The sequence below is a fragment of the Pseudonocardia sp. HH130629-09 genome (assembly GCF_001294645.1).
Taxonomy (GTDB): Bacteria; Actinomycetota; Actinomycetes; order Mycobacteriales; family Pseudonocardiaceae; genus Pseudonocardia.
Genome location: NZ_CP011868.1, coordinates 451,822 through 464,093, shown reverse-complemented (window position 1 = coordinate 464,093; position 12,272 = coordinate 451,822). Strand labels below are relative to the sequence as shown.

At 73.9% G+C, this 12,272-nt stretch carries 10 protein-coding genes; all 10 read right to left on the bottom strand.

All coding sequences use genetic code 11. From position 1 onward, the window contains the following. Positions 1-19: 19 nt before the first annotated feature. Positions 20-679, bottom strand: coding sequence for a ribosome hibernation-promoting factor, HPF/YfiA family (hpf, locus tag XF36_RS02225; protein ID WP_020622735.1), 660 nt, complete (start codon positions 677-679; stop codon positions 20-22). A gap of 324 nt (positions 680-1,003) precedes the next feature. Beyond that, positions 1,004-1,732 carry a ComF family protein gene (locus XF36_RS02220; RefSeq protein WP_064485534.1) on the bottom strand — a complete coding sequence of 243 codons (729 nt, stop codon included), beginning with the start codon at positions 1,730-1,732 and terminating at the stop codon, positions 1,004-1,006. Between the two features lie 117 nt (positions 1,733-1,849). Beyond that, positions 1,850-3,574 carry an LpqB family beta-propeller domain-containing protein gene (locus XF36_RS02215; protein WP_060710680.1) on the bottom strand — a complete coding sequence of 575 codons (1,725 nt, stop codon included), beginning with the start codon at positions 3,572-3,574 and terminating at the stop codon, positions 1,850-1,852. Then, a complete protein-coding gene (mtrB, locus tag XF36_RS02210) occupies positions 3,571-5,352 on the bottom strand; it encodes an MtrAB system histidine kinase MtrB (RefSeq protein WP_060710679.1) in 1,782 nt (593 codons plus the stop codon). The genes XF36_RS02215 and mtrB overlap by 4 nt, the downstream gene beginning before the upstream one ends. A gap of 31 nt (positions 5,353-5,383) precedes the next feature. Beyond that, positions 5,384-6,061: an MtrAB system response regulator MtrA gene (gene mtrA, locus XF36_RS02205; RefSeq protein WP_020622190.1), complete on the bottom strand. Its 678-nt coding sequence runs from the start codon at positions 6,059-6,061 to the stop codon at positions 5,384-5,386. Between the two features lie 25 nt (positions 6,062-6,086). Next, positions 6,087-6,731 carry a dTMP kinase gene (locus XF36_RS02200; RefSeq protein ID WP_060710678.1) on the bottom strand — a complete coding sequence of 215 codons (645 nt, stop codon included), beginning with the start codon at positions 6,729-6,731 and terminating at the stop codon, positions 6,087-6,089. A gap of 18 nt (positions 6,732-6,749) precedes the next feature. Continuing rightward, a complete protein-coding gene (locus XF36_RS02195) occupies positions 6,750-7,283 on the bottom strand; it encodes an NUDIX hydrolase (protein WP_238589075.1) in 534 nt (177 codons plus the stop codon). 86 nt (positions 7,284-7,369) lie between these two features. Continuing rightward, positions 7,370-8,857, bottom strand: a complete 1,488-nt coding sequence (gene ahcY / locus XF36_RS02190) for an adenosylhomocysteinase (protein ID WP_060710677.1) — start codon at positions 8,855-8,857, stop codon at positions 7,370-7,372. Positions 8,858-9,121: 264 nt separating this feature from the next. Next, complete coding sequence (locus XF36_RS02185; RefSeq protein WP_060710676.1) at positions 9,122-10,459, bottom strand: glutamate mutase L; 1,338 nt, start codon at positions 10,457-10,459, stop codon at positions 9,122-9,124. Between the two features lie 187 nt (positions 10,460-10,646). Next, positions 10,647-12,191 (bottom strand): amino acid permease, encoded by a 1,545-nt coding sequence (locus tag XF36_RS02180; RefSeq protein WP_060710675.1) that lies wholly within the window; start codon positions 12,189-12,191, stop codon positions 10,647-10,649. Between the last annotated feature and the right edge of the window lie 81 nt (positions 12,192-12,272).

Here is a 12,272-nt window from a genome sequence, read left to right as displayed (position 1 = left end):
CACCGTCGGGCGCGGGTGCTCAGCCGTCGAGCCGGATCACGCCGTAGTCGTAGCCGCGGCGGCGGTAGACGACTGAGGCACGGCCGGTCTCGCTGCAGGAGAACATGTAGAAGTCGTGGCCGACGAGCTCCATCCGCGACAGCGCCTCGTCGACGCTCATCGGCGTGGCCGGGTGGGACTTCTCGCGGACGATGCGGCCGGGCCGGTACTCGGCCTCCCACTGCTCCTCGAGGCGGGCCAGCTCGTCGTCGGTCAGGGACTCGTCGTGGCTGCGCGGTGCGGGAATGGTGTCGGTCATGGGAGGGGCCGCTTCCATCAGCGCGACGGCCGAGGCGTCGGCGGCGGCGCGGGAGGCGGCGACGCGGTCGCGGCGGCTGGGCTTGCGACGGTCGTGGGAACGGCGCAGCCGTTCGGCGAGCTTGCCGACGGCCAGGTCGAGTGCGGCGTAGAAGTCGGCGGCAGAGGCCTCGGCGCGGGCGACCGCTCCGCAGCCGCCACGTCCGGTGATCTCGACGCGCTGGCAGGACTTCTGCTGACGGCGGTTCGGCTCGTGGAAGAGCTCCACCTCCATTCCGACGATCTTGTGGTCGTGGCGCTCCAGGCGGCTCAGCTTGTCCTGGACCAGGCCACGGAAGTGCTCCGGCACCTCGACGTTGCGGCCGGTGACGACGATCTCCACTCGAACATCCCTCGCTTCAGTCGTGCTGAACCCGGGACCCGACGACGGCCCCAGGGGGTGGGCTCGCGGTCGTTCCTCCTGATGTGGTAGCGGTCGGAGTTCGGCCGACGTTATCGGGAAATCTGCCTCCGGGACAGGTCGTTCGCCGACCCGTCGGGTGGACACCCTGGCGCCGACGGACGCGGCGTGCGACGACCCCGCGGCACCCGGGTGACCCACCGCCCCGGTCTGGCGCGCCCACCTCCCGATCGCGCGCCCGACGACTACAGTGGACCCCCGACAGGACCAGCACGCGACCGTCTCCCTATGTGACAGCCGTCACAATCAGCGGTGCGGTCGACGTCGCCTCGTCGAGGCGTCGGCGAGCACCACCGCGCCCACCGCGGGCAGCCCGGACCCGGCGAGCACGGCCCCGCAGGCGCGCAGCGTCGCCCCGGAGGTCACGACGTCGTCGACCAGCAGCACCGCCTCCCCCGGGGCCGCCGGAACCGGCTCGCGGCCGCGGGCCGGGTGCAGCGCCGAGGCCAGGTTCGCCGCCCGGCCCGCGCCGTCGAGCCCCACCGAGTCCCTGGCGCGGCGGTGCAGGGCCAGTACCGCGTCGGTGCGGGCCGGTAGCCCGGCCGCGGTGAGCAGCGGCACCAGCGCCCGGCACAGCCGCACCACGTGGTCGCCGCCGCGGACCCGGGCCGCCGACGGCCGGGACGGTACGGGCACCAGACGCACCGCGGTCGGGTCCGGCGTCCCGTCGGCCCGCGGCGCGAGCACCGCCGACACCGGTCCGACCAGCAGTCGGGCCAGGTCCGGCGCCAGGTCCCGCCGGCCGCGTTCCTTGTAGGCCAACACCGCCCGGCGCAGCGGCCCGCGGTAGCGCCCGGCCGCAGCGACCCGGCCGGCGCGGGGTACCCGGACCGGCACCGGGCCCGGGGTGTCCTGCGCGCAGGCCGGGCACCAGCCCCCGCCACCGGGCGGCCCGGCGCCGCAGCCGCCGCAGGTCCGGGGGAGCAGGAGGTCCAGCAGGGCGGCGGCCGGGGACGGGGATCGGGTGGGGTTCACGGCACCGATACTCGCCCCGGGCACCGTCACCGCGGCGCCGCCGGAGCCCGCCGGAGGCGGGTTGTCCACATGCTCCGGAGTTGTCCACAGGCCGGCGGTCCGGTCACCGGGACGGCGTCAGCCGGGGTAGAACGGCTGGGTGGCCGCCCCGGTCCCGCCCACCTGCTGCCAGGCGTCGAACTCGCTGCCGGTGTAGCTCCACAGGCCGGTCCGGTCGGTCACGTACAGCGGGCGCCCCTCGGCGGCGGCCAGTGCGCGCAGCGGCGCGGTCAGGTTCGTCCCGGGGATCTGGTCCAGACGGAGCCCGTCGGCGCTCACCTCGGACATGGGGCGGTCGGAGTCGGAGGCGACCACGATCCGGTCCGCCGAGTGCCAGTCGACCGACACCACGTCGTCGAGGTCGCCGGGGCGCAGCCGGCGCAGCGGCCCGACGGCGACCTCGCCGGCCTCCAGCGGGACGATCGGGCCGACGAGCAGCGCACCGTCGGCGACGACGGCGATCCGGCCGCCCTCACGCGCCAGCGCGATGTCCCCGATCCGGCCGAGCGGCGTCAGCCGGCCCGCGTCCACCGCGCCCTCGACCGGCGGCCCGGACGGCGGGACGAGGACCCGGCGCAGCCTGCCGTTCACGACCGCCCAGATCTCGTCGCCCGCCCCGTTCCAGCTCAGCGAGCGGATGTCGGCGCCGGACACCGGGGTGGCGGTGAGCTCCCCGCCCAGCGGGCCGGTGAGCAGCCGCTGGGTGCCCGTCGACTCCCGGGACACGACGGCGATCCGCCCGCTGCGCGCGGACGCGGCGGCCTCGGTGATGTCGAACGAGCCGTTCCCGGCCTGCCCGGCCACCGGTGCCGCCACGCCGGTCGCGCTGAGCTGACGGACCCGGCCGCCGTCGACCACGTAGGGGAACGCGGGGGCCCGGCCGGGGCCGGCGACGAGGTCGGCCTGGTCCGCGCCCGACACCGTCGGTGTGCCGGGGACCAGCGGTACGCCGTCGGCCAGCAGCTCCACCCGCGGCACGCCCACCCCGCCGAGGGTCTGCGCGACCTGCGCGGCGAGCAGCTCCCGGTCCTGCGGGGACAGCCCCGACACCCCGGTCAGCTCGATCGACGCGGTGCCCGCCGCGGGGTCGGTGGTGGCCGACCGGATCCGCGCGGTCGCCGGGATCATCGTCACCGCGGCCCCGGCCAGGCCGGTGGACGGCCCGCGCAGCAGGACGTCGACGGCGTCCATCGCGAGCTCGCCGGGACGCCCGCTGCGGATGTAGTGCCCGTCGGGGAGCAACATCCGGCGGACCGGGTCGACGAACCAGGCCTGCAGCTCCCTGTAGTACAGGCGGAAGTCCGCCAGCCGGACCATCACCCCGGGCGGCGGACGGTCGATTCGCCAGTGCTCGCCCTCCCGGACGACCCCGACGTCGACCTCGACCCGCTGCGGCGAGGACTCGAACGCCCCGCCGGGCCCGACCGTCCCCAACCGGGTGCCCCGCACCCGCACCGTCATCCGGTCCGGGCCCGGGGTGCCGCCGTCCGGGGACACCACGGTGTCGAACCGGTCGTCCAGGACGGTCAGCGACGCCGCGTCGTCCCATCCCGACGCCGACGCCGTCAGGTAGCGGCGGGCCTGCGCGTGCCGGTCGTCGGGCGAGCCGGAACGGTAGACGAACCCGCGGACCAGGCCGAGCGGCTCGTCGTCCTCGATCGGGCCGCTCAGGTCCCGCTCGGCCGCCTGTTCGCCCTGGCGCAGCACCTGCACGTCGGACTGCTGGGGCACCGTCGCGCACCCGGCGACCACGGCGGCGACGACCGCCACGACCAGGGCCGCCCACACGGGCCGGGCGGTCACCGGTCGCCACCCGGGTCGATGATGGCGCGCTCGGCGGGCTGCATCGGCGCGTGCTCCTCGGCCCGCAGCCGCCACAGGTCCTCCTCACGCAGCTCGCGGCCGATCCCCTGCGGCGGGGTCGGCACCGAGCTGCCGTTGCGCCGTTCCCCGGCGTCCGCGGCCGGTGGGCCGAGCGGCAGCGGCGAGGCGGTGATGTGCCCGCCGACCTCGCGCGGCAGGGTCAGCCGGAACGCCGAGCCGTTGCCCGGCTCGCCCCAGGCCTGCAGCCAGCCGCCGTGCAGCCGGGCGTCCTCGATGCTGATCGACAGCCCGAGACCGGTGCCGCCGCTGCGCCGGGCCCGCGACTCCTCGGCCCGCCAGAACCGGTTGAACACCAGGTCGGCCTCGCCGGGCCGCAGCCCCACCCCGTGGTCGCGCACGACGACGGCGACCGCGGCGTCGTCGACGGCCACCGTCACCTCCACCGGGCGTCCCTCGCCGTGGTCGATCGCGTTCGCCACCAGGTTGCGCACGATGCGCTCCACCCGGCGCGGGTCGGCCTCGATCAGCTCGCCCGCCGGCAGGTCCAGGACGAGGTCGGTGCCGGCGTCGGCGGCGATGCCGCGCACCGCGTCGGTGGCCCGTCGCACCACCGCGGACAGGTCGACCCGCTCGGCACCCAGCTCGGCCACACCGGCGTCGAGGCGGGAGATCTCCAGCAGGTCCGCCAGCAGCTCCTCGAACCGGTCGAGCTCGGTGACCAGCAGCTCGGAGCTGCGGCGCAACGCCGGGAGCAGCTCGTCGCGGGAGGCGTAGAGCACGTCGGCGGCCATCCGCACGGTGGTCAGCGGCGTGCGCAGCTCGTGGCTCACGTCGGAGGTGAACCGCCGCTGCAACGCCCCGAACTCCTCGAGCTGGGCGATCTGCGCGGCGAGGCTGCCCGCCATCTCGTTGTAGGACTCGGCGAGCCGGGCGACCTCGTCCTCGCCGCGGACGGCCATCCGCTCGTCGAGGTGTCCCCCGGCGAAGCGTTCGGCGACGTCGGCGGCGTGCCGGATCGGGCGGACCACCTGCCGGGTGACGAGGCTGGCGATCGCGGCCAGCAGCACCAGCAGCACCAGCCCGCCGACTATCAGCGTGCTCTGCACCAGCCCGAGGGTCAGCTGCTCACCGTTGAGCGGGAACAGCAGGTAGAACTGCAGCTCCCGGCCCGCGGTGGCGATCTTCTGCCCGATGACGAGGTTCGGGACGCCGTCGACGGTCGTGTACTGGCGGTTCAGGCTGTCCAGCGACCCGCGGGCGGTGATGTCCTGCTGGCGCGCGGTGATCTGGCCGACGTCGCCGGCGGACACCTCGGGCCCGTTCGCCGAGCCGGTGGTCAGCGCGGCGCTGAACTCCCCGGCCGTCCCTGCCCGGCCGGGGCCGGTGGTGTCGGTCAGCCGCTCCAGGGCGCTGTCGAGGGTCTCCTGCACGCCCTCCCGGTCCGGGTCGACGTTCGCGAGCTGCCCCTCCAGAACCTGCCGGTTCGCGTCCGACTGGGAGATCGCGGCGTCGAGCTTGCTCTGCAGCAGCCGTTCGGCGATCTCGCTCTGCAACACCAGACCGAGCACCAGCACAACCGCGGACGACAGCGCCAGCGTGGAGGTGACCACCCGCAGCTGCAGCGACCGCCGCCAGGCCGCGGAGATGAGCGCGCCCAGCTCGTGCGCCTGCACCCGCAGCGGGCCCAGCGCACGGGCCACCCGGCGGGCGCCGGGCAGCCGGGCCAGCCGGGTGCGGAGCCCACGGCGCCGCGTCACCAAGGCCGGTGCACCACCCGCGGCGCGCCGGTCACGGAGGACCGGCCTTGTACCCCACCCCGCGGACGGTCAGGACCACCTCGGGGCGCTCCGGGTCGCGCTCGACCTTCGACCGGAGACGCTGCACGTGCACGTTCACCAGGCGGGTGTCCGCGGCGTGCCGGTAGCCCCACACCTGCTCGAGCAGGACCTCGCGGGTGAACACCTGGCGCGGCTTGCGGGCCAGCGCGACGAGCAGGTCGAACTCGAGCGGGGTCAGCGCGATCGGCCGGCCCTCCCGGGTGACCTGGTGCGCGGGCACGTCGATGTCGATCTCGCCGATGGACAGCTGCTCGGCGGGCTCGGCGTCGTTGCGGCGTACCCGGGCCCGGATCCGCGCGACGAGCTCCTTGGGCTTGAACGGCTTCACGACGTAGTCGTCGGCGCCGGACTCCAGGCCGAGCACGACGTCGACGGTGTCGCTCTTGGCAGTCAGCATGACGATCGGGACGCCGGACTCCGCCCGGATCGCCCGGCACACGTCGATGCCGTTCATGCCGGGCAGCATCAGGTCGAGCAGCACCACGTCCGGCTGGGTGTCCCGGACGGCGGGCAGCGCCCGCGTGCCGTCGGACACGACCGCTGTCTCGAACCCCTCGCCCCGCAGCACGATGGTGAGCATCTCGGCCAGGGCCGGGTCGTCGTCGACCACCAGTACGCGCGACTTCATGGGCCCCACTATCCCAGTCGTCCGGTCAGGCCCCGTGCAGCAGGGCGGGAACCAGCGCCGATGGGGTGACGGCGGGGTCGTCGAGCACCGTCCACGGGCTCAGCCACGACCCGGCCGCGAGGGCCCGGTAGACGGCGTCGGTGCGGGCCTGCAGGCCGTCGTCGCTCTCGTAGGCGTCGCGGGTGCGGGCGGCGTCGGCGGCCGCCCGGGACCGTGCGCGCTCGGCCGCGACCTCGCGCGGCGGGGCGAGCAGCAGCTGGTGGTCCGGGACCGGCAGGCCGAACCGGTCCATCTCCAGCGCCCGGACCCAGGCGACGACCTCGCCCGCGGCGTCCTGCCCGAGCCGGGCGGCGCTGTAGGCCGCGTTGGAGGCGACGTAGCGGTCGACGAGCACCACGTCGTGGGCGGCGAGCGCGTCGCGCAGGCCGGGGGCCGCCGCCCGCCGGTCGAGTGCGAACAGCACGGCCATCGCGTGCACCGAGGAGGCCAGGTCGCCCATCCGCCCGTAGAGCGCGTCGCGGGCCAGCTCCGCGTGCACGTCGTCGTCGTACCGGGGGAAGGCCAGCGTGGCGACCGAGGCGCCGCGCCCGCCCAGCTCGGCGACCAGCGCCGTGGTGAACGTGTGCTTGCCCGCGCCGTCGAGCCCCTCGACGACCACCAGTCTCCCCACGGCGGTCGAGCCTAGGGGTCAGGCGCCCAGGGTCGAGACCGTGGGCCAGCTCGTCGCGAAACCGGGGTGCAGCTCCAGCTCGCCCAGCCGGTCGGTACGCACCCAGCGCAGCTCGGTGCTCTCCGCGCCCCGCACCCGGACCGGCGGCGCATCCGGTGTCCGCACGACGACGGTGGTGTAGCTCCAGCCGCCGTGGTCGTCGACGAACTCCTGCACCGGTGCCAGCCCGGCGACGTCGAGCGTGCTCTCCTCGGCCGCCTCGCGCAGCGCCGCCTGCACCGCGGACTCCCCCCGGTCCCGGGCACCGCCGGGGATCCCCCAGGTGCCGCCGTGGTGGCTCCAGGACGCCCGGTGCTGCAGCAGCACCCGGTCGACACCCACCGGGTCGGCGCCGTCGTGGTGCCGCACGAGCAGCCCGGCCGCGCCGAACAGGCCCCAGTGCCGGTGCCCCAGGGCGCAGTGGACCCAGCCGTCACCCGACCCGGCCTCGATCGTCATCTCGACGGTGACCTCCTGGTACGCCGACGGCGCGGCGGCCCGGGAAGGGACCACCGCGCCGTCAGAGCGAGAGAACTGTACCGATGCGCGATCCGCGGGCTACTCGCTCAGTACCGATGCGCGATCCGCGAGCTACTCGCTCAGTAGCGGTAGTGCTCGGGCTTGTACGGCCCCTCGACGTCCACGCCGATGTACTCGGCCTGGTCCTTGCTGAGCTTGGTCAGCTCGCCACCGAGGGCCTGCACGTGGATCCGCGCGACCTTCTCGTCCAGGTGCTTCGGCAGCCGGTAGACGTCCTTGTTGTACTCCTCGTGCTTGGTGAACAGCTCGATCTGGGCGATCACCTGGTTCGAGAAGCTGTTGGACATCACGAACGACGGGTGGCCGGTCGCGTTGCCCAGGTTCATCAGACGGCCCTCGGACAGCACGATGACCGAGTGCCCGTCCGGGAAGATCCACTCGTCGACCTGGGGCTTGATGTTGATCTTGTTGATGCCCTCGACGCGGGACAGGCCCGCCATGTCGATCTCGTTGTCGAAGTGACCGACGTTGGCGACGATCGCCTGGTGCTTGGTCCGCTTGAGCAGGTCGACCGTGAGGATGTCCTTGTTGCCGGTCGCCGTGACGATGATGTCGGCCTGCTCGATGACCGAGTCCAGGGTCGCGACCTGGTGGCCCTCCAGCAGTGCCTGCAGCGCACAGATCGGGTCGACCTCGGCGACGATGACGCGCGCGCCCTGGCCCGCGAGGGCCTCGACCGAGCCCTTGCCGGTGTCGCCGTAGGCCGCGACGACCGCGACCTTGCCGCCGAGCAGCACGTCGGTGGCCCGGTTGAGGCCGTCGACCAGCGAGTGGCGGATGCCGTACTTGTTGTCGAACTTCGACTTGGTGACCGAGTCGTTGACGTTGATCGCCGGGAAGAGCAGCTCGCCGCGCTCGGCCAGCTGGTACAGCCTGTTGACGCCGGTGGTGGTCTCCTCGGTGACGCCGCGGATGTCGGAGTTGATCGTCGTCCAGCGCTGCGGGTCCTCGGCGAGGCTGCGGCGCAGGGTGTCGAACACGACCCGCTCCTCGTCGGAGACCGACAGGTCGTCGTCTGCGAAGCTCGGCACGACGCCGGTCTTCTCGAACTCGACGCCCTTGTGCACCAGCAGGGTGGCGTCACCGCCGTCGTCGAGGATCATGTTCGGGCCGACGACGTTGCCGTCGGCGTCACGGAACTTGAACAGCTGCTCGGTGCACCACCAGTAGTCCTCCAGCGACTCGCCCTTCCAGGCGAACACCGGGACGCCCTTGGGCTCCTCGGGGGTGCCGTGCGGGCCGACGACGGTCGCGGCGGCCGCGTAGTCCTGGGTGGAGAAGATGTTGCAGGACACCCAGCGGACGTCGGCGCCGAGCGCGACGAGGGTCTCGATGAGGACCGCGGTCTGGGTGGTCATGTGCAGGGACCCGGCGATCCGGGCGCCCGACAGCGGCTTCGACTCGCCGTACTCCCGGCGCAGGTCCATCAGGCCCGGCATCTCGTTCTCGGCGAGCCGGATGTCCTTGCGGCCGTACTCCGCCTCGGAGATGTCGGCGATCGCGAAGTCCAGGCCGCCGGCGTGCTGCAGCTTCGGGTGATCGGTCATGGGGTGGGTGCGCCTCCTCAGGCGATCGAGTCGTACTCGTCGGCACGACGGGTGCGGTCCGACGGCGAGGAGGAGCGACGTGCACGGGGCACGGCGTCCTCCCTCCTCGTCGGAGACAGGCGCCCTTTCTCGTCCGTGCCGGCCGGGCCCGAGCGTGGCGGACGGACCGGTGACGGTCACGGCCGCTGCAGCGCCTCTCGGCGCCCGGCGATGTCACGACCTCCATGGTCGCGAGCCGGTGCGGGGGTGTCAACTCATGCGTGATCAGCCCGTCAGATGCTCGGCGAGCAGCCCGCTCGCCGCGACCTCGCGGCCGTGGGCGGCCAGCAGCCCGGCCGGGGCCAGCACGGACTCGCTGTCGACCCGCACCTCCGCCCGGGCCAGCAACGGGGCCAGGACGGCGTCGTGGCGCACCGTGCGGGCCGCCGCGGCCAGCCCGGCCGCGTCGCGCTGGCGGAACACGCCACCGGTGAGGACGACGAGACCGATCTCACCTGCGTCGACGGGGGTGTCCGGGCCGGGCTCGGGCTGCGCGGGGTCGGCGAGGACGCCGGTGTGGCGCAGGTGTCTGCGCAGCGCGACCACCGCGGCGATCGCCGCCAGCCTGCGGTCCTCGGCCGCCGCGCCCCGGTCGGCGGGCACGGTGGCCCGCGACTCCTGCAGCGTGGCGACGGCCGGGCCGAGCAGGTCGGCCTCGACCGGGTCGACGATGCCCTCGGTCTGGGCCTCCGTCAGGACGCCGACGGCGCCGTCGCGCACCCCGAGGTCGCCCTCCACGGTCGCGGCCACCGGACCGGAGCCGGGGCCGTGGCGGTGCACGTCGGTGGTCGCCGACCCGACGTCGACGACGAGCACCCCGGTCCCGGTCAGCCGGGCCAGCACCCCGGCCCCGTCGCCGACGGCGGCGTGCGTGCCGGAGCGGACCAGCGCGCCGAACCGGCCGGTGCCCGCCCCGAGGACGTGCCGGGCGTAGAGCGCGGCGACGGCGTCCCGCGCGGGTCCGGCGACGATCCTGCCCGGCTGCGGCGTGACGTTCGGGCAGGTCGTCACGGCGCGCCCGCCGGCCAACAGCAGGTCGAGCGCGTCGGTGCGGGCGTCCTCGCCGACCGAGAGCAGCACCGGCCAGTGCCCGCGGGTGCGGGCCAGCCTGCCCGCGTTGTGCAGCAGCACCGCCGGGTCGGCCCCGTCGGCCCCGCCGAGCAGCAGCACAGCGCCGGGACGACGGCTCGACAGCTCCAGCACCGCGTCGGGCTCCAGCGGACCGGGGTGCACCCCGACCACCCGGGCCCCCGCGGAGCGGCAGACCCGGTGCCCGGCCTCGGTCGCGGTCAACGTCTCGGCCCCGACCACGGCCAGGCGCAGAGCCCCGCCGGCCGAGGAGCAGGCCAGCACCCGCGGCGCGGCACGCCTGCGCCGGCCCGCGGCGGCCGCAGCGGCGGCGACCGCCGCGTCGACCCCGGTGAGCACGTCGGGGGTGGTCGGGTGCTCGGCGAACCCCGCCGGGGTCCCGTCGGGCAGCACCAGCACGGCCTTGGTCCAGCAGGAGCCGACGTCGAGGCAGACCGCAGGCGTGTGCGGGTCGTCCGGCGACGCGTCGGTCATGGAGGGCGAGCGTACTGCGGCCGGGCGGTCACAGGGAGTGGTCCGGGGAAGATCGGTTGCGACGCGCACCTGGCCGAGAGGTGGGTGCCGCCGGCTCCACGATCGACCCCGTGATCAGCAGTACCTGAGCGCTGTCGTGGTCGGGCCGGACAGCGCTCAGGTACTGATCGACTGCGTCTCGGATCGACTACTGCTCGGACTGCTGCGGGGCCTTGCGTCCACGGGACTCGGCGGCGATCTCGGCCAGGGACTGGCCGGTGGCCAGCCGCGAGCGCCTGCGGCCGTAGACGAAGTACAGGACCGCACCCAGCGCCATCCAGCCGAAGAACCGGATCCAGGTGTCGGCGGGCAGGAACAACGCCACGCCGAAGCAGGCCACCGCCGACACGATCGGCAGCACCGGCATGAACGGGACCCTGAACGTGCGGGGCAGGTCCGGACGGCGCTTGCGGAGCACGATCACGCCGATCGAGACGAGCACGAACGCGGCCAGGGTGCCGATGTTGACCAGCTGGCCCAGCTCGGTGAGCTCCAGGAAGCCGCCCATCAGGGCCGCCGAGACACCGGTGATGATCGTCAGCCGGTACGGGGTGCGGAACCGCGGGTGTACCCGGGCCAGCCACGGCGGCAGCAGCCGGTCGCGGCTCATCGCGAACGCGACGCGGGTCTGGCCGAGCATCAGCGTCATGATCACGACGGTGAGGCCGATCAGGATGCCGAAGGAGATGATGAACTCCGCCGCGGGCAGCCCGGTCGCAGCCATCGCCGCCGCGGCCGGCGCCTCCACCCCGAGCTGCTCGTAGGGCAGGATCCCGGTGTAGACCAGAGACACGATGATGTAGAGCAGGGTCGCGACGGTCAGCGAGGCGATGATGCCGATCGGCATCGTGCGCTGCGGCTCCCGCACCTCCTCCGACAGCGTCGCGACGATGTCGAAGCCCAGGTAGGCGAAGAAGACCAGCGCCGCGGCGGTGAAGACGCCGGTCAGGCCGAACGCCGTGTCGATGCCGAACAGGTCCATGATCAGCGGGGTGCCCGCCGCGGTGGAGTAGTCGGCCGGCCGGGACTCGGGGACGAACGGGATCCAGTTCTCGCCCGAGACGAAGAAGACACCGATGCCGATGATCCCGGCGACGATCACGAGCTTGAGCGTGGTGACCGTGGCGTTGACCCAGGCCGACAGCTTGATGCCGACGATCAGCACGGCCATCATCAGCAGCGCGATGAACACCGCGGGCAGGTCGACGATCCCGCCGCCGCCGGGCCCGGCCGAGACGGCGTCGGGCACCGGGAGCCCGATGCTCGCCATCACCGTGTCGAAGTAGCCGCCCCAGCCCTTCGACACCGTGGCCGCGCCGAGGGTGAACTCCAGGACGAGGTCCCAGCCGATCATCCAGGCGATGAACTCGCCCATCGAGGCGTAGGAGAAGGTGTACGCGCTGCCCGCCACCGGGACGGTGGAGGCGAACTCGGCGTAGCAGAGCGCCGCGAGCGCGCACACGATCCCGCTGATGAGGAACGAGAGCGACACCGCGGGGCCCGAGTAGAGCGCCGCCGCCTCCCCTGCCAGCACGAACACGCCGGTGCCGATCAGGACACCGATCCCCATGATCGTCAGCTGGACCGGGCCGAGGGCCTTCTTGAGCTGGAACTCCGGTTCCTCGGTGTCCCGGATCGCCTGCTCGACCGATTTCGTACGAAAGATCCCGCTGTTCGGGCTTCTGGCCGTCATGGCGGAAAAGATACGGAAAGTCCGTTTGATGCGGAACGGCGGCGACCCCGGTCCGGGTGCGCCGCCGTCGTGGAGCGGGTC